The 18,278-nt window shown below is 57.8% G+C and carries 12 protein-coding genes, 4 tRNA genes and 1 pseudogene; 5 read left to right on the top strand and 12 right to left on the bottom strand.

Annotation, left to right across the window (positions count from 1 at the left end):
- Positions 1-3: 3 nt before the first annotated feature.
- On the bottom strand, positions 4-1,431 hold the full coding sequence (gene leuC, locus WF513_RS06020) for a 3-isopropylmalate dehydratase large subunit (RefSeq protein ID WP_339082390.1): 1,428 nt from the start codon (positions 1,429-1,431) through the stop codon (positions 4-6).
- Between the two features lie 330 nt (positions 1,432-1,761).
- Here leuC and WF513_RS06015 point away from each other — a divergent pair, with 330 nt between their 5' ends.
- Both WF513_RS06015 and WF513_RS06010 read left to right on the top strand, forming a co-directional pair.
- Positions 1,762-2,649: a LysR family transcriptional regulator gene (locus WF513_RS06015; protein WP_339082388.1), complete on the top strand. Its 888-nt coding sequence runs from the start codon at positions 1,762-1,764 to the stop codon at positions 2,647-2,649.
- A gap of 108 nt (positions 2,650-2,757) precedes the next feature.
- Positions 2,758-6,057, top strand: a complete 3,300-nt coding sequence (locus tag WF513_RS06010) for a PAS domain S-box protein (protein ID WP_339082386.1) — start codon at positions 2,758-2,760, stop codon at positions 6,055-6,057.
- Positions 6,058-6,126: 69 nt separating this feature from the next.
- On the opposite strand, the gene WF513_RS06005 is transcribed toward WF513_RS06010, so the two are convergent.
- From WF513_RS06005 to pgl, 5 genes are all read right to left on the bottom strand, one after another.
- The gene (locus WF513_RS06005; protein WP_339082384.1) at positions 6,127-7,107 is read right to left on the bottom strand and encodes a tRNA-dihydrouridine synthase family protein; all 981 of its coding nucleotides are present in this window, start codon (positions 7,105-7,107) and stop codon (positions 6,127-6,129) included.
- Between the two features lie 163 nt (positions 7,108-7,270).
- Positions 7,271-7,720, bottom strand: a complete 450-nt coding sequence (locus WF513_RS06000; RefSeq protein WP_339082382.1) for a thioesterase family protein — start codon at positions 7,718-7,720, stop codon at positions 7,271-7,273.
- A complete protein-coding gene (locus WF513_RS05995; protein WP_339082380.1) occupies positions 7,717-8,367 on the bottom strand; it encodes a bifunctional 4-hydroxy-2-oxoglutarate aldolase/2-dehydro-3-deoxy-phosphogluconate aldolase in 651 nt (216 codons plus the stop codon). Before WF513_RS05995 ends, WF513_RS06000 begins: the two co-directional genes overlap by 4 nt.
- A gap of 29 nt (positions 8,368-8,396) precedes the next feature.
- Positions 8,397-10,205, bottom strand: a complete 1,809-nt coding sequence (edd, locus tag WF513_RS05990; RefSeq protein ID WP_339083437.1) for a phosphogluconate dehydratase — start codon at positions 10,203-10,205, stop codon at positions 8,397-8,399.
- A gap of 101 nt (positions 10,206-10,306) precedes the next feature.
- Entirely contained in the window at positions 10,307-10,987 is a 681-nt protein-coding gene (gene pgl / locus WF513_RS05985) for a 6-phosphogluconolactonase (RefSeq protein ID WP_339082378.1), read from the bottom strand.
- 92 nt (positions 10,988-11,079) lie between these two features.
- On the opposite strand from pgl, the gene WF513_RS05980 reads away from it, so the two are divergent.
- Positions 11,080-12,942 (top strand): diguanylate cyclase, encoded by a 1,863-nt coding sequence (locus WF513_RS05980; RefSeq protein ID WP_339082376.1) that lies wholly within the window; start codon positions 11,080-11,082, stop codon positions 12,940-12,942.
- A gap of 141 nt (positions 12,943-13,083) precedes the next feature.
- Here WF513_RS05980 and WF513_RS05975 read toward each other — a convergent pair.
- The 6 genes and pseudogenes from WF513_RS05975 to WF513_RS05950 form a co-directional block, all read right to left on the bottom strand.
- Positions 13,084-13,159: transfer RNA gene (locus WF513_RS05975), tRNA-Glu, on the bottom strand.
- 64 nt (positions 13,160-13,223) lie between these two features.
- Positions 13,224-13,299 (bottom strand) — tRNA-Ala (locus WF513_RS05970).
- A 51-nt stretch (positions 13,300-13,350) separates the two neighbouring features.
- Positions 13,351-13,426: transfer RNA gene (locus WF513_RS05965), tRNA-Glu, on the bottom strand.
- Between the two features lie 64 nt (positions 13,427-13,490).
- Positions 13,491-13,566 (bottom strand) — tRNA-Ala (locus tag WF513_RS05960).
- 146 nt (positions 13,567-13,712) lie between these two features.
- The gene (gene gltX / locus WF513_RS05955; RefSeq protein WP_339082374.1) at positions 13,713-15,194 is read right to left on the bottom strand and encodes a glutamate--tRNA ligase; all 1,482 of its coding nucleotides are present in this window, start codon (positions 15,192-15,194) and stop codon (positions 13,713-13,715) included.
- A 287-nt stretch (positions 15,195-15,481) separates the two neighbouring features.
- Positions 15,482-15,577, bottom strand: a pseudogene (locus WF513_RS05950) (LysR family transcriptional regulator); the annotation flags it as partial.
- A 104-nt stretch (positions 15,578-15,681) separates the two neighbouring features.
- Here WF513_RS05950 and WF513_RS05945 point away from each other — a divergent pair.
- Positions 15,682-16,731, top strand: a complete 1,050-nt coding sequence (locus WF513_RS05945; protein WP_339082372.1) for an HlyD family secretion protein — start codon at positions 15,682-15,684, stop codon at positions 16,729-16,731.
- Positions 16,732-16,780: 49 nt separating this feature from the next.
- Positions 16,781-18,271: an MDR family MFS transporter gene (locus WF513_RS05940; RefSeq protein ID WP_339083435.1), complete on the top strand. Its 1,491-nt coding sequence runs from the start codon at positions 16,781-16,783 to the stop codon at positions 18,269-18,271.
- Positions 18,272-18,278: the final 7 nt, after the last annotated feature.

The following is an 18,278-nucleotide window of genomic DNA, read 5'->3' as shown; positions in this document are numbered from 1 at the left end:
TCCTTAGGCCTGGATCAATTCACGCACATCGATAAAGCGACCGGTCACCGCCGCCGCCGCGGCCATGGCGGGGCTGACCAAATGCGTACGCCCACCGGCGCCCTGCCGGCCTTCGAAGTTACGGTTGGAGGTGGACGCGCAATGCTCGCCACTGCCGAGTTTGTCTGGGTTCATGGCCAGGCACATGGAGCAACCCGGCTCGCGCCATTCAAAACCAGCTTCGATAAAGATCTTATCCAGACCTTCGGATTCGGCCTGAGCTTTGACCAAGCCAGAACCAGGCACCACCATCGCTTGCTTGATGGTCGCGGCCACCTTGCGGCCTTTAGCAACCTCGGCGGCAGCGCGCAGGTCTTCAATGCGCGAGTTGGTGCAGGAGCCGATAAACACGCGATCAAGCTGGATATCAGTGATGGCCTGATTAGCCTGCAGACCCATGTACTTCAAGGCGCGGATGATCGAATCTTTCTTCACCGGATCGCTTTCAGCGGCCGGGTCCGGCACCTTCTGGTCGACGGCCAAGACCATTTCCGGCGAAGTACCCCAGCTGACCTGCGGCTTGATGTTTTCGGCACGTAATTCAACCACGGTGTCGAAGTGCGCATCGGCGTCGGACACCAAATCCTGCCACTGCGTCACGGCGGCGGCCCAATCGGCACCCTTCGGTGCAAATGGACGGCCTTCAACGTAAGCGATGGTTTTCTCATCCACCGCCACCAAACCAACGCGGGCACCGGCCTCAATGGACATATTGCAGATGGTCATGCGCCCTTCCAGCGACAGATCGCGGATGGCGCTACCGGCAAATTCCAAGGCGTGGCCATTGCCGCCGGCCGTGCCAATTTTGCCAATCACCGCCAGCACGATGTCCTTGGCCGTGACGCCGAACGGCAACTGGCCTTCGACCAACACCTGCATGTTCTTCATCTTTTTGGCCACCAGGCACTGAGTCGCCAGCACGTGCTCGACTTCCGAGGTGCCGATACCGTGCGCCAACGCGCCGAATGCGCCGTGGGTGGAGGTGTGTGAATCGCCGCAGACCACGGTCATCCCTGGCAAGGTTGCACCCTGCTCCGGGCCGACCACGTGAACGATGCCCTGACGCACATCATTCATCTTGAATTCGAGGATGCCGAATTCATCGCAGTTCTCATCCAGGGTTTGCACCTGAATGCGCGAGACTTCATCGGCAATCGACTCCAAACCGCCCTGACGCTCAGCCTTGGTGGTCGGCACGTTATGGTCTGGAGTGGCAATGTTGGCGTCAATGCGCCATGGCTTACGGCTGGCCAAACGCAACCCTTCGAAGGCCTGTGGCGAGGTCACTTCATGAAGGATGTGCCGATCGATATAGATCAGCGACGAACCATCGTCACGGCGCTTCACCTCGTGCATTTCCCAGAGCTTGTCGTAGAGCGTTTTGCCGGCCATAAGCGGTTCCCTCATCAGCGTCTTTCGGGCACCTCTAAAAACTACCTGCGTTGCCATCGCGGCGTTAAAAACAGCCTCAGAATGCTCATTTACAACACGTAAACTCCGCTTCTTCGCCTGTTTTTGCCTTGCGCTGGCTGCCTCGCCTACGTTTTTAGAGATGCCCTTTCTATGCCTGGGCGAATAGCCCTTTGGCTTATGGGGTAATCCTATGGACTTAGGATAAATTACTCAAATTCATATTTTTCATCTTATGGATTCCAGTCTGGAATACAGATAAATTAAAAGCCTGTCCGCACCTCCACTCTGCCTACCCACAGGGGCTAAACAATGGATCTCGCCACCCTTAATGCCTTTATCGCGATTGCCGAGGTGGGTAGCTTTTCTGAAGCGGCAGAGCGACTGCACCTGACCCAACCGGCGGTGAGTAAACGTATTGCCAGCCTAGAGCTGCAGCTCAATGTGCGTTTATTCGACCGTTTGGGCCGCGAGGTCAGCCTGACCGAGGCTGGTCGCGCCCTGTTACCGCGTGCGTATCAGATTCTCAATGTGCTGGATGACACGCGCCGCGCGCTGACTAACCTAAATGGTGAGATCAGCGGCCGCCTGACCCTGGCCACCAGTCACCACATCGGCCTGCACCGTTTACCGCCGTTGTTGCGAGCCTTTACCAGCGCACATCCGCAAGTAGCGCTGGATATTCAATTTCTCGACTCAGAGGTGGCCTACGAAGAAGTGCTGCACGGACGTGCTGAGTTGGCCGTAATCACCCTCGCCCCAGAAACCCGCGAGCCGGTGCATGCAGTCCCGGTGTGGGACGACCCACTGGATTTCGTTGCGGCGCCCGAGCATCCGCTGGCGCGTAATGGCGCGATCAGCCTGGCCGATGTGGCGCTGCATCCGGCGGTCTTTCCCGGCGGCAACACCTTTACCCACCACATTGTGCGGCGCCTATTTGAAACCCAAGGGCTGACGCCGAACATCGCCATGAGCACCAACTACCTAGAAACCATCAAAATGATGGTCTCTATCGGCCTGGCATGGAGCGTGTTGCCGCGCACCATGCTCGATGAGCAAGTGGCGCGCCTACCCTTACCGGGTATTCAACTGACCCGCCAGCTCGGTTACATCTGCCACACTGAGCGCACACTATCCAATGCAGCTCGGGCGTTTATGGAGCTGTTGGATGCCCAGCGTGATGGCCTTGCACCGGCTTAGAACTTAACGCTAACGTGGGTACATAACGATAAAAAGGTTTGTGCATGACTCAGCCCAGTTGCTCAGCCAATAGCCGCAAAACCGGGTTACATAGAGGAACAGTAGACCGTGGCCAAATCCAGCAATCGCTTCCCGCCCCTGCCGTTTATCCCCGTACTCGACCCTGCTGAGCTCGACAGCGCGTGGAACGATGCCTCGCGCCTGCAGCGCGCCCTCGACAGCGCCAAATTGGGCACTTGGTACTGGGATATCGAAAGCGGGCAGATTAACTGGTCGCGCAGCGCGCAAGCCTTGTTCGGCTTCGACCCCAAGCAGCCGCTGCACAAGCCGATCAACTATATCGAACTGATCCCAGAAGATGATCGCGCCGAAGTCCTGCAGTTATTTGAGCAAATGCTCGCGGGCAAGCTGAGCACTACGCCCGTTCGCCATCGCGTGCACAGGCCTGACGGCAGCCTGTGCTGGCTAGAAATCAGTGGCAGCCTGCAATTGGATGGCGACGGTAAACAACGGGTGATTGGTATCATCCGAGATATCAGCAACCAACAGGCTCACGAACAGGCATTGCGCAGCAACCAAGACAAATTTGCCAAAGCGTTTAACTACAGCCCAGATGCCGTAGTTATCACCGATAAAGCCAGCGGACGTTTTATCGAGGTAAACGCAGGCTTCGAACGTCAGTTTGGTTGGACCAGCGAGCAGGTTATCGGCCGTAGCTCAGTGGAAATGGGGGTTTGGGCGCACGCTGAAGATCGCCAGCGGATGATAGACGCGATCAACAATGACCGCCTCAATGGCCTTGAAGCCACTCTTCATCATCGCGATGGCAGCGTGCGCATAAACCTTTTGTTCGGGGGTGAAATACTGTTGCAAGGTGTTCCCTGCTTGGTCTTGTCGCTGCGCGATATCACCCAGCAACGTCAGCAGGAAAAAGCACTGTTCGACAGTCAAGAACACCTCAATCTAGCCCTGGATTCAGCCGACCTAGGCACTTGGGACTGGCATATCCCCAGCAATATGCTGTTCGGCTCGGCCCGCGCGTCGAAATTACACGGCTTGCCCGACGAACCTTTTCATGACGATTTTCGTAAGTTCTTCAGTTTTGTCCCACTAGAAGATCGCCATGCCATGCGCAAGCTATTCAATAGCCTGGCCAAAGGCGATACCGAGGATTATCAGGTTACTTATCGCGCGGTCTATGCCAACAAGGAAGTTCACTACTTAGAAAGCACCGCCAAGCTTTACCGCAGCGCCGACGGCAAGCCCGAGCGCATGGCTGGTATTTTGATCGACATCAGCGAGCGAGTTCGCCGAGAACAGCATCTAGCCGCCTCGGAAGAAAAATTTGCCAGCTTGTTCCAAGCCAGCCCCGACCCAATCACCCTCACCACCATGCCTGACGGCGTTATCCTAGAAGTTAACGCAAGCTTCAGCCAAACCTTCGACTGGCAGCCTGGCGAAGTGATCGGGCGGAAGATGGTCGACCTGAACTTCTGGGCTGATTTAGCCACACGCGCTGCTTTTTACCGCAAGCTTGAGCGCAATCAGAGCCTTAACAATGAGGTAGCGGATTACATCGACAAGCATGGCCGCACGGTCACCTGTGTGATCTCGTCACGGCCACTGCTGCTGAACAACCAAGCCTGCATGCTCACCACCTTCCGCGATATCAGCGAGCGACAGCGGGCTCAGGCACAGTTGCAGGCCAGTCAGGAGAAATTTGCCCTAGCGTTTCACTCCAGCCCAGATGCGATCACCATCACCGAGCGCGACAGCGGTCGCTTTATTGAAGTCAATGAGGGTTTCGGCCGCCTGACTGGCTATGACCCTAAGGAGGTGATTGGCAAGACCTCTATTGAGCTCGATATATGGGCTGACCTGTCGGAACGCGAGCTATTGATAGAAACGCTCAAGCGCGAGGGTCACGTTTACCACATGGAAATGCACAGCAGGCAACGGGACGGTTCAGCCAAGCTGGTCGAAGTATCGGTTGAGTCGATTGAACTGAACGCGGTGCCCTGCCTGCTGCTGACCGCCCGCGACATGAGTGAACTTAGAGAAGCCCAAGCTCAGGTGCAGCACTTGGCCTACCACGACTCACTGACCAACTTGCCTAACCGCGCGCTGCTGCTTGACCGCTTGACCCAGCAAATAGCGCTGCTCAAGCGTCACGACCTACGCGGCGCGCTGCTGTTTATCGACCTTGATCACTTCAAACACATTAACGACTCGCTCGGCCACCCGGTGGGGGATGCCGTGCTCAAACTGATCACCGCGCGCCTGCAAGCCAGCGTACGCGAGGAAGACACCGTGGCGCGCTTGGGCGGCGATGAATTTGTTGTGTTGATTTCAGGCCTTGAAGGCAAACTTTCCGCGGTAGTCAATCAGGTGCGCAGCGTGGCAGAGAAGCTGCGCCAGTTGCTGGCCGAACCCATGTTGCTCGACGGCCACCAACTGCAAGTAACCCCGAGCATCGGCATCGCGCTGATTCCCGACCATGGCGACACCCCCTCGGACCTGCTCAAGCGTGCCGACATTGCCCTTTATCGGGCTAAGGATTCGGGGCGTAACACCATCCAGCTGTTTCGCAACACCATGCAGAAAGCCGCCAGCGAGCGCTTACGTCTGGAAAATGAATTGCGTTTAGCCTTGGCGAGGGGCGAGTTTGAGCTGCACTTCCAGCCGCAAGTGGACGCGCGCACTAACCAAATTATCGGAGCAGAAGCCCTGCTGCGGTGGATGCACCCAACGCTGGGCGCGCAATCGCCGGCGCTGTTTATCCCAATTCTTGAAGAAAGCGGGCTGATTCTTGAAGTGGGCGGCTGGGTGCTCGCCGAAGCGTGCCACGCCTGTGCGCAATTGCTGCAAAAGGGCATGGTTGATGCGGCGCAGTTCAGCTTGTGCGTGAATATCAGCCCGCGGCAATTTCGCCAAAATGATTTTGTCGAGCGAGTCGAAAGCAGTCTGGCCAACAGCCGTTTGCCGGCCACAATGCTCAAACTGGAAATCACCGAAGGCATCGTCATCCAGAACATCGACGACACCATCGCCAAGATGAATCGTCTCAAGCGCCTCGGTGTCACCTTCGCCATGGACGACTTCGGCACCGGTTACAGCTCACTGACTTACCTCAAGCGCTTACCGGTGGATGTGCTGAAGATCGACCAGTCCTTCGTGCGTGACGCCACCTTAGATGCCAACGACGCGGAAATCATCCGCGCCATCGTTGCCATGGCTCGCAGCTTAGGCTTGGGCATCATCGCTGAAGGGGTTGAACAGATTGACCAGCTGGACTTTCTGCAACAACAGGGCTGCCATCACTATCAGGGCTGGTTATTCAGCAAAGCAGTGCCATTGGAGCAGTTCTGCCAGTTGCTGCACGACAACCGTCTGCCCGCTCACCCTTAGGGCTAAAGGCACCTGATTAGGTGCCTTGTGTCACTCAGCCAGCCACTGTGATTGAAATAACAAGGCTGCTTAGCCAAGTGCAGGCTGGTGGCGGGCTGTCTGCGGCAACTCGACACCGAGTAGGGCATCAATACGCAGGCAGTCGCTCTCACGGCGCAACAGGTTGAACAGCTCGGTGGCCTCGGGGTAACTTAGGGTCAACATGGCCAGCCATTGCTTGAGGCGTCCGGGGGCGTAACGCGGGGAAATTTTGCGCCGCGCTTGCAACCAAAAATCCGCCAACAGCGGCTGCAGTTCGGCCCAGTCCATGGCGACCACCGCCTGCCCTGCTCGTGCGGCAGCGATCTGCCGAGCCAAGTCTGGCCGCGCCACCAAACCGCGGCCGAGCATGATGTTCTCAACGCCGCTGACCTCGCGGCAGCGCTGCCAGTCATCCAAGTTCCAAACCTCGCCATTGGCGAACACCGGCACCTTGACGGCTTCCTGCACCCGCGCCACCCATTCCCAGTGCGCCGGCGGTTTATAGCCTTCAACCTTGGTCCGCGCGTGCACCACGATCTGGGCGGCGCCGCCATCAGCCAACGCTTGAGCGCACTCCATGGCCGCGTCTTTGTGGTCAAAACCCAAGCGCATCTTCGCGGTTACCGCAATGGCCGCCGGCACCGCACGCCGCACTTCGCGCACAATGGCATGCAGCAGCTCAGGCTCTTTAAGCAGCACTGCACCGCCACGGGATTTATTTACCGTTTTAGCCGGGCAGCCAAAATTGAGGTCAATCACCGGCGCTCCGAGGGTGCAAGCAAAGGCGGCGTTGTCCGCCAAACAACTTGGATCTGAACCCAGAAACTGCACGCGCAGCGGCGTACCCGCAGCCGTTTGCGCGCCACTGAACAGCTCGGGTGCGAGCTTTTCATAGGTGCTGGCTGGCAATACCCGTTCGGTGACCCGAATAAATTCGGTCACGCACCAGTCGATGCCGCCGACTTGCGTCAGCACATCGCGAAGGATTTCGTCGACCAACCCCTCCATCGGGGCCAGGGCGATTTGCATAAGCTCAGCTCTCAAAAAATCTCGCAGGCACTGTTTTAAAAAGCTCAAAAACGGTGCCGAAGGATAAGTAACCATCGGTAGTGGGCATAAAAAACGCCGCGCAGCTTACGCTGCGCGGCGCATCAGCACTCAGGCTTTATTCAGCTTTAAACTCAATGGCGCGTCAAAGCTCCATGGGAAAAGCCGGCTGCAAGGCAGCACCATACCCTTCAACAAATTCGACGGGCATGCGCTTGGGTTTGCCGCTGGACAGCTCGATGCAAACAAATGTGGTTTTCGCCCGCAGCAAGGTGATGCCATCTTCGGGGCGAATCAGCTGGAAACAGCGGTCCATCTTTAAGCGCTGATCGGATTCAACAATCCAGGTAGCCATCTGCAACTGCTGGTCTTCATAGGCGCTGGCCAGGTAATCAATTTCGTGACGCAGCACGGCCATGGCCCGGTCCAGACGCCGGTATTCAGACAAATCCAGACCAAGAAACTGCGAATGCCGCCAAGCGCAACGCTCCAGCCAGCTCACATACACCGCGTTATTGGCATGGCCGAGGCCGTCGATATCATCGGCCGTTACCTCAATATCGATGACGAAAGGGTTGCTGCGATCCCACGTCATACGTTTTGCTCCACGCTGCCCGCCAGTGCCCGAGCTTCGGCGGCTAATTGGGTGATTTGGTCCCATGCGCGCGCGCGCACCAAGTTGCTCGGGGCGATCCAAGTGCCGCCGACACAGGCGACATTGGGTAAACGCAGAAAGCCCAGCAAATTATCCGGGGTGACGCCGCCCGTAGGGCAAAAACGAATCCCGGTGAACGGTCCCTTAAAGCTTTTCAGCATCTTGATGCTGGTCGCGCCATCGGCTGGGAATAACTTTAACGAGCGGTAACCATATTCCAATGCCAGCAGCACTTCGGACGGCGTCATCACGCCAGGCAAATAAGGCAGACCGCAATCGTCAGCCGCTGCCGCTAGGCGCGCAGTGCAGCCGGGGCTGACCGCGAACTGCGCGCCAGCCTCGCGGGCTTCTTTAAACTGCTCGGCATGGATCACGGTGCCTGCGCCGATCAACAAGTCCGGCAACGCTTTGCGCATCGCGGCCAGTGCATCCAAGGCACCTGGGGTGCGCAGAGTCACTTCCAGCACACGAATGCCACCGGCGTGCAACGCACGGGCTAGGTCCACCGCCAAGCTGACGTCTTCGATCACCAGCACCGGCAATACCGGGCGGGCCTGTTGCAGCACCGCGTCCATGGTCAGGCTCATGCTTTGCTCCCCGCTGTCAAAATTCACGTTCAATCTTCAAACAAACTGCTGGCGCCCTGCTCGGCCGAGCTCACGAGACGGCGCTGGGCGGCGAACATTTCTAGACCATAACCCAATTCCAGCTCGGCACTGGCAGAGGCTAATGGCCGCGCGGCGAGTTGTTGCTCAGTCAGTTCCACCTGCAACAGACCATGCTGCGCATCCAGCAGCAGCCAGTCGCCATCCTGGAGCCGTGCTAAAGCACCGCCCGCGGCAGCTTCCGGGGTCACATGCAAGGCCGTGGAAACCTGCCCAGAGGCCCCGGACATGCGCCCGTCGGTCACCAGCGCAACACGTTGGCCGGCTTGCTGCAAATTGGCCAACAAAGGCATCAGCTTGTGCAGCTCCGGCATGCCATTGGCTTGTGGGCCTTGGAAGCGCACCACCAGCACCAAGTCACCTTGCAGCTCGCCTGCACGGTAAGCCGCCTGCACCGCTGCTTCTGAATCGAACACGCGCGCCTGAGCACGGATCTGCCAAAACGCTGGGTCCACCGCTGAAGTTTTTAGGATGGCGCGGCCTACGTTGCCGCTGAGCAGCACCAGCCCGCCCTCTTCGGCAAACGGCTCGGCGGCGGGCCGGACAATATCTAAGGCTGGGCTCAGCGCGGGCAAGTCACGCCAAGCTAAGCGCTCGTGCTGCAACCAAGGTTCGCGGGTATAGGCACGCAACCCATGGCCGGCGGCGGTGGCCACATCGTTATGCAGCAAGCCGGCGCCGAGCAGTTCACGCAACAACCAAGCTGGCCCGCCGGCGGCCTGAAACTGATTCACGTCTGCCGCACCATTGGGATACACCCGCGCCAGCAGAGGCACAACCTTAGACAGCGCAGCAAAGTCATCCCAACTCAGCTCATAACCCGCTGCCCGCGCGATCGCCGGCAGGTGCAGGGTGTGATTGGTCGAGCCGCCGCTGGCGAGCAACGCCACCACGGCGTTAACCAGCGCCCGCGCATTAATCTGCTGGCCGACCGGCAAGTAGCGCTCACCTTGGCGGCTGTTGTGGGCCACTAAGCGCGCAGCTTCGTCCGTCAACGCATCACGCAGCGGCGTATACGGGTTGATAAAGGCACTGCCAGGCACATGCAGGCCCATCACTTCCATCAGCAGCTGATTGGTATTGGCCGTGCCATAAAAAGTACAGGTGCCCGCCTGGTGGTATGCCGCCTGCTCTGCCGCCAGCAGCTCGTCACGGCTGGCCTCGCCGCGGGCAAAGCGCTGGCGAATGACAGCTTTTTCCTTGTTTGGCAAGCCGGACTGCATGGGCCCGGCGGGGACGAACACCGCCGGTAAATGGCCGAAATGCAGAGCGCCGATCAACAGGCCCGGGACGATTTTGTCGCACACTCCCAGGTACAGCGCGCCGTCGAAGATGCCATGGGTCAGGCCGATAGCGGTGGCTTGAGCAATCAAGTCGCGCGAAAACAACGACAACTGCATACCGCCTTCACCTTGGGTGATGCCATCGCACATGGCCGGTACTCCGGCGGCAAACTGCGAGGTTGCACCGGCTTTAGCCAGCGCCGCTTTAAGCCGTTCAGGGTAATCACGCAGCGGCGCATGGGCCGAGAGCAGGTCGTTATAGCTGGAAATGATCGCAACGTGCGGCGAGCCGCCTTGCTTCATGATTAATGTGGCATCTTCAGGCTGCGCAGCCATGGCATGGGCCAGATTAGAACAACCCATGGCCTTATGCGGATCGCGTTCTGCCGCAATGGCTAGGCGCTGCACGTAACGCTCGCGGCGCCTGGCCGAGCGTTGTTCAAGGGCGGCGGTGACCTGCTCAACAACCGGATGCAACATGACAGCTCCCTTTGATCGGCGAGTTAAGGTGTGCAGTGTAACGGCTTAACACTGGCCGTACCGCCGCAGTGCCAACAAGCAATGGCACCAAACCGCGCTCAGGGAGCCCAATAAATATGAACCGGCAACGGGCTGCGCCGCAGCCATGCATACACAGGCAACTCACGCGCCGAAGGCTCATCAGCCAGCACCGCATCAATCAACTCACGCTTGCGTTCACCGAATGCCAGCAAGCCTAACCACTGCCCGCGTTGCAACATGCTCAGGTTCAGCGACAGCCGCTCATAAGGCGCGTGCGGGGCTTGCGCGGATAAAGTCGCAGGCTCAGCGCCGGGGTTGAGCGCCACGGCAAGGCCCGGCATACCAGGGAACAGCGAGGCGATATGACCGTCTTCCCCCATCCCTAACAACACCGCGCTAAAAGCTGGCCATCGCTTTAATCGCTCAGCCCAAGCCACCGCGGCTTGCTCACGGCTTGTGCCTTGGCGTGGGTCTGGGCAGTTGGCGTGCGGCAAGCCTTGGCTGAGCAACCACCAATTGCTCTCAGCAGCCTGCGTCGGCACCCAACGCTCATCGCTGGGGCTTAGGTCGATACGTCGCGTATCCAGTTGCTGCGCCAGTAAGGGCAGCAACGCCTGCGGGCTGTTGCCACCAGGCAGCACCAGACTGGCGCGGGGCTGCTGTGCCAAAGTGCCTTGCAGTTGTGCCACAAGATCAGCGGCCAACGTCTGTAAACAAGATTCACGCTGGTTATAGCAGTGCAATAAAGTTTCGCTCATAAGCCACCCGCCTTAGCTTTTGTATGTCACAGGGCTGCGCAATGATGCACCCTTGCCGCACAGGCCAACACCCTCGTCATGAGAAACTCGTTTTGACTGCACTGCTACGCATCTTGTTACTGCTGTTATTGCCAGTAATGGCACAAGCAACCAGCCTGTCTCTGCTGGCCAGCGACACGCGCTTGCTGCCCGGCCCAGCCATGCACTATTGGCCGGACCCCGATGGCCTAGCGGATATTCACAGCGTTCGCCAGCTCGCAGACTCAGCCTGGCAGCCAGTGGCACGCCGCGACGCCAGCTTCGGCTATAGCAAACAGGCTTATTGGCTGCGCGTTACCGTGCACAACCCTGCTGACGAGCCGATCAACTGGGTGTTGCTGATCGGCAATCCGCTGCTGGATAAATTGGATGCCTATGGCCTAGACGGTGACCGTGTTTACCAAGCCGGCGATCAACGCCCATTTGAGCAACGCTGGGTTGATCACCGCCAACTGGTGCTGCCTTTTAGCCTGGCTGCCGGCGAAGAGCGCGAGCTGATCGTGCGCATGCAAACTGACGGCTCGGCTAACCTCAGCGCCAGCCTGATGAGCGCAGAAGCGTTTAACCATCACGAACAATTTATGTTGCTGCTGCAAGGGCTGTTCTTCGGCGCTCTGCTGGCGATGATGATTTATAACCTGTCGATTTTCATCATCACCCGTGACCGCAATTACCTGTGGTACAGCCTGTTTGTCGCCAGCTTCAGCTTCTACCAATTCATTCAGTTAGGCTTTGCCCTGCAGTGGTTATGGCCGAACTTGCTGGCGTGGCATCAAATGAGCTTCCCCTTCAGTTCAGCGTTGGCAACCCTGTTCGGCATTCTTTTCACCTACAGCATTCTGGATTTTAAGCACCAACACCCTATCTATACCTGGATCAGCCGCAGCCTGATCGCCAGTAGCCTGCTGGTAATGGGCATGGCGCTTAGTGCGCCCTACACCATGGCGCTGATTGGCAGCTTTATTTTGTTGGGTGCTTGCGCAATTTTTGGTGTTATCGCCACCTCACTGCGCTGGCGCGACGGTTTTCAGTCAGCCCGGTTGTTCGCCCTCGGCTGGTCAGCCTTAATCGTTGCCAGTTTATTCAGCGTGCTCAGCGGCGTTGGTTTAATCGCTAATTCTTTACTCACCCTGCATGCCCAGCAGATCGGCATGTTAATAGAATTGGTGATCTTCTCAATCGCCCTCGGCGTCCGCATCCGCCATGCGCAAAGCGACTATCAATTGGCTCAGGTGCAGCTCTTTGCCAAAGAGCATCAAGTCCGCCTGGAGCAGGCTAAGAGCCTGGACTTGCAGCGCCAGATAAATGATGGGCTCGAAGCCAGTGTGCAAGAGCGCACAGCCTCGCTGGAGCAGGCCATGAGGGAGCTCTCAACCGCTAATCAACAACTGGCCGAACTCAGCCGTCACGACAACCTGACTGGGCTGTTCAATCGCCAGGTCCTTAATCAAGAACTGGAACGCCTGCTAGCCCAGGCTAAACGCAGCCGACAGCCGATTGCCATGTTGATGATGGACTTGGACCACTTCAAACAGGTCAACGATCAGCATGGGCACCTGATTGGTGATGCCTGCCTGCAGCACGCCGCGCAGCGCATGTCGCAGCGTATGCGAGTCAACGACCTACTGGTGAGGTTCGGCGGCGAAGAGTTTGTGGTCGTACTTTGCGACACCGACCTGCCGGGGGCGATGTACTTGGCCGAGAAATTGCGCAATGACATCGCCACGCATCCCTGCGAACACCAAGGGTTGAGCATCAACCTAAGCCTCAGTATTGGTGTGTATGCGCTGGTGCCAGATGCCGACACCAGCCGTGAACAGCTGCTACGCCATGCCGACCAGGCGCTGTACCGAGCCAAAGCGGCTGGCCGTAACCAAGTGATTGACTATCAAGCCTTCGTCTCAGGCAACAGCTGAATCAGTGGTTTGAAGAACCCGAGCTGAGCGCGCAGCGTGCCAATCAGCAAGCAGCGGCGTGATGAATTTCAGCGGTCTGAAAAAACAAAAGGGCCATTCAGTTAAGAATGACCCTTCAAAGTCCCGCAGAGCGGGCAAAAATGGCGTCCCCTAGGGGACTCGAACCCCTGTTACCGCCGTGAAAGGGCGGTGTCCTAGGCCACTAGACGAAGGGGACGAAACCTTCGAAAAACTAGGCCAGCTTGTCGGCTGGCCCGTGGCAGTTGTTACAACTGCAAAATTGGTGGAGATAAACGGGATCGAACCGTTGACCTCTTGCATGCCATGCAAGCGCTCTCCCAGCTGAGCTATACCCCCAGATTTATCGCCTCTCGGCTCACAGCCCCACCCGGCACTGCTTTTTGAAACTGGCGTCCCCTAGGGGACTCGAACCCCTGTTACCGCCGTGAAAGGGCGGTGTCCTAGGCCACTAGACGAAGGGGACGTAACCCTTCTACAACGCAATCAGCTGCAAGAGCTGACTGTGGCAAGCCTTTCGACTTTAAAGATGGTGGAGATAAACGGGATCGAACCGTTGACCTCTTGCATGCCATGCAAGCGCTCTCCCAGCTGAGCTATACCCCCATCACAAGGACGGGGCGCATGTTAAGAGTGCGCCCCAACGCTGTCAACATTATTTTAATCCACACACCTATTCTTTATGCTGTCAGAACAACCACTTACCCAACTCGGATAACCACTGAAAACCCCGACCGGCGGACGGACATTGCTCAAGCGATGTGGGTCAGTAGCTTTTCCCACTCTTTGTTTTCTTTCTTCGACACGCCACCGAGCAGCTCGATGGCCTGACGCAGACGGAAGCGGGTCAGGTCTGGGCCGATAATTTCCATGGCATCCAGCACTGACACCGAACTGGCATGCCCAGTGATCGCCGCAAACATCAGCGGCATGGCGTCACGCAGCTTGAACTCTAAGTGATCGACCACCGCTTGGATGCAGCCGGTAATCGGCTCTTTTTCCCACTGGCGCAGCGCTTCGAGCTTCCACAGAATCAACTGCATAACCTGGCGCACTTGGTCGGACGAAAGTTTTTTATGGGCGAATAGCGCAGCATCCGGCGTCACGCCACCGGCGAAAAAGAAGCTGGCCAGCGGCGCAATCTGACTGAACGTCTCAACCCTACCCTGCACATGCGGGGCAATCTGCATTAAATAATTGCTGTTGAACGCCCATTTCTGCGCGCCGGCGGCGAACTCTTCGACGCTCAGTTCGCGCATCCACTGACCGTTGAGCCAAGACAGTTTTTCCAGATCGAAGATCGGCCCACCCAAGGACACCCGGTTGATGTCGAAGTGCTCAACCATCTCATCAAGGCTGAATTTTTCGCGTTCATCCGGCATCGACCAGCCCATACGGCCGAGGTAGTTGAGCATCGCTTGCGGCAAGAAGCCCATGCGCTCGTAGAAGGTGATCGAGGTGGGGTTCTTGCGCTTGGACAGCTTGCTCTTGTCCGGGTTACGCAGCAGCGGCATGTAGCAAAGCTGCGGCTTGTCCCAGCCGAAGTACTCGTACAACAGAATCAATTTAGGTGCCGACGGCAGCCATTCTTCGCCACGCAGCACGTGGGTGATGCCCATCAAGTGGTCGTCGACCACGTTGGCCAAAAAGTAGGTCGGCAGGCCATCGGTCTTCATGAGCACTTGCATGTCCATACGGTCCCACGGGATCTCGACCTCACCACGCAGCATATCCGGCACCACGCACACCCCTTCAGTCGGCACTTTCATACGTACCACATTCGGCTCACCGGCGGCTAAACGTTGCTGCACGTCGGCGGCAGGCAGGTGCATGCAATGGCCGTCATAACGCGGCGTTTGCTTAGCCTCCATCTGCTCAGCACGCACTTGATCCAAGCGCTCAGCACTGCAGAAGCAATGAAAAGCATGGCCCTTCTCGACCAGCTCAGCGCTGTATTTCTGGTAAATATGGCCACGCTCGCTCTGCCGATAAGGGCCGTGCGGACCGCCGACATCCGGGCCTTCGCTCCATTCGATGCCCAGCCAGCGCAGGGCATCGTAGATCTGCTGTTCCGACTCGCGGGTCGAGCGCACTTGGTCGGTATCTTCGATACGCAGGATAAATTCGCCACCGTGCTGACGGGCAAAGCACAGGTTAAACAAGGCGATATAGGCAGTGCCTACGTGCGGATCACCAGTGGGCGACGGTGCGATACGGGTACGGACGGTGGTCATTGGGAGTCTCGAAGAATTGCAGTGAGCACGGATTAAGACGTCGATGTTAACAGGCCAGCCCTAAGCGGCTCCAGCAAATGGCCCATCCGTGACAACCGACTGCACAGCTGAACTCCCCAAAAGCCTTCACCTAGATTGCCTAAAACCGTGATCCGCCCTGCACCGTCCTACGCTCACCAACAAGTGGATGTCTCGGCCAGTCGCTACACCCGCAGCGCAGCGCTTGATCAGACTCGATTGAGTCAATACATACCAAGCACTGCTCAAGCTAGGCAAAGCACCAACTGAATTGTCGACTTCTGCATAACCAACCTCTGCGCAGCCAACGTAAAAATGCGACGCTCGACCACACGGGGAAACAGCAACGCATCATCCAGCCTCATTATTGCTGCCTATAAGCAGCAGCGTTTCCGAGGCTGGCGATTACAGGCGCGAAGGGAATGCTGTTAAATTTGCTTACACTTTTGCCTAAGCTTCGAGCATCGTCATGCCCGCCCAACTGAAACACCGTCTGTTTATCTTCCTGACTATTTTGGGCCTGATTGGCGCTGCCCTATTCAGCCATTGGCTGCTGATCGGGCGCCACTTCGAAAGCACTGACAACGCCTACGTTCAGGGAGAAATCACCCGCGTGTCCAGCCAGTTGGGTGCGCGTATCGACAAGGTATTGGTGCAGGACAACCAGTATGTCGAACAGGGCGAGTTGCTGTTGCTACTGGAAAGCACTGATTTCGAACTGGCCAAGCAGCGCGCACAGGCCACCTTGGCCACTCGTGAAGCCGAGCTGAGCCAGGCGCGTAGCACCCTAAGCCAACAGGACAGCCTGATTGCTGCCAGCCGCGCCGATGTATCGGCCAGCGAAGCCATCCTAGACCGCACAAAAATCGACTTGTCACGCGCACAGACGTTGCGCAAACCTGGTTTCATCTCTGAGGAACGCGTTACCACCTTGGCCGCTGACAGCCGCATCGCGCGCTCGCAGGTGAGTAAGGCGCAGGCTGATTTGCAAGCGCAGCGCCAGCAGATCCAGACCCTACAAGCCGAGAGCAAACGCCTCGAAGCGCAAATCAGCAGCGCCCGCACCGACTTGGCACAAGCCGAGCTGAATATCGCTCGTACTGAAATCCGCGCGCCCATCAGCGGCTTTGTCGGCCAGCGCGCCGCCCGCCATGGCCAGTACGTGCAAACCGGTGCCTACCTGCTGTCACTGGTACCGGATCAGGACATCTGGGTTCAAGCCAACTTCAAGGAAACCCAAATCGGCCACATGCACCCCGGGCAAAGCGCCGAGCTGATTTTCGACAGCTTCCCCGACACGCCGATCGAGGCGCAGGTCGAAAGCCTATTCGCCGCCTCGGGCGCTCAGTTCAGCCTGCTGCCGCCGGACAACGCCACCGGCAATTTCACTAAAGTGGTGCAGCGCATTCCGGTCAAACTGACCTTTGCCGCCGATAACCCGCTTAAGGGCCTGATTCGTCCGGGCATGTCTGTCGAGGTCAAGATCGACATCAACACTGACACCCGCCATGGCGGCTGATGCACTGACTCGTCCGATCGGCGAACCGAGCCGGCGCGATTGGATCGCGGTGATGAGCGTGATGCTTGGCGCCTTTATGGCGGTGCTGGATATCCAGATCACCAACTCCTCACTGAAAGATATCCAAGGCGCACTCTCAGCCACACTGGAGGAAGGCTCGTGGATATCCACGTCCTACTTGGTGGCCGAGATCATCATGATCCCGCTCACCGCTTGGTTGGTACAGGTGCTTTCAGCACGGCGCCTGGCGGTGTGGGTGTCACTGGGTTTTTTGGCCTCTTCACTGCTCTGTTCGATGGCGTGGAGCCTAGAGAGCATGATCGTGTTCCGCGCCATGCAAGGCTTTACCGGCGGCGCGCTGATCCCGCTGGCGTTCACCATGACCTTGATCAAACTCCCCGAGCACCATCGCGCCAAGGGCATGGCACTGTTTGCCCTGACTGCCACCTTCGCCCCCTCAATCGGCCCAACTCTGGGTGGCTGGCTCACGGAAAATTTCGGCTGGGAATACATTTTCTATATCAACGTGCCGCCGGGCCTGCTGATGATCGCTGGGATTCTGTACGGTCTGGAGAAAAAAGCCGCGCAATGGGAGCTGCTCAAGAGCACTGACTATGCGGGCATTCTCACCCTTGGCATGGGCTTGGGCTGCCTGCAGGTGTTTCTTGAAGAGGGTCATCGCAAGGATTGGCTAGAGTCCAGCTTGATCAGCGGCCTTGGCAGCATCGCGGCGATTAGCTTGGTGCTATTTGTCATCTTGCAGGTATCGCGACCCAACCCGCTGATCAATCTCGGCGTACTCCGTGAGCGTAACTTTGGCCTTTCGAGTATTTCCAGTGTTGGCCTGGGCATGGGCCTGTATGGCTCGATCTACGTACTGCCGCTGTACCTGGCACAGATACAGGGTTACAACTCCATGCAGATCGGCGAGGTGATTATGTGGATGGGGGTGCCACAGCTGTTCATCATTCCGTTTGTGCCCTTGCTGATGAAGAAGATATCGCCTAAATGGCTGTGCGCTTTGGGCTTCGGTCTGTTTGGTGCGGCCAGCTTTGCCTCCGGGGTGCTTAACCCAGACTTTGCCGGCGAGCAGTTCAACCATATTCAGATTATTCGCGCCCTTGGCCAGCCGCTGGTGATGGTGACGATTTCTCTGATCGCCACCGCTTATGTAATGCCCCAGGATGCTGGCTCAGCCTCCAGCCTATTTAACATCCTGCGCAACCTCGGCGGCGCCATCGGCATCGCGCTACTGGCGACCCTGCTCGACAGTAGGGCCAAGGTGTATTTCGACTATTTGCGCGAGTCGCTGGTACCCAGTAACCCGCAAGTTGCCGAGCGCTTGGCATTACTCACTGAGAAGCTGGGCAATGAGCAAGCGGCTCTAGCCAAACTCAGCGAAATCACCCATCAACAAGCCGCGATCATGGCCTACAACGATGCCTTCCACTGCATCGGCATCGCCCTTGGCGTCAGTATGATTGCCGTGCTGCTGACTAGAAAACTGCCTGCGAACGCTACGGGCAATGCGGCGCACTAAGCCGCCC

It is taken from the genome of Pseudomonas sp. TMP9, assembly GCF_037943105.1.
Lineage (GTDB): Bacteria > Pseudomonadota > Gammaproteobacteria > Pseudomonadales > Pseudomonadaceae > Aquipseudomonas.
This window is presented reverse-complemented; position numbering and strand designations above follow the sequence as displayed.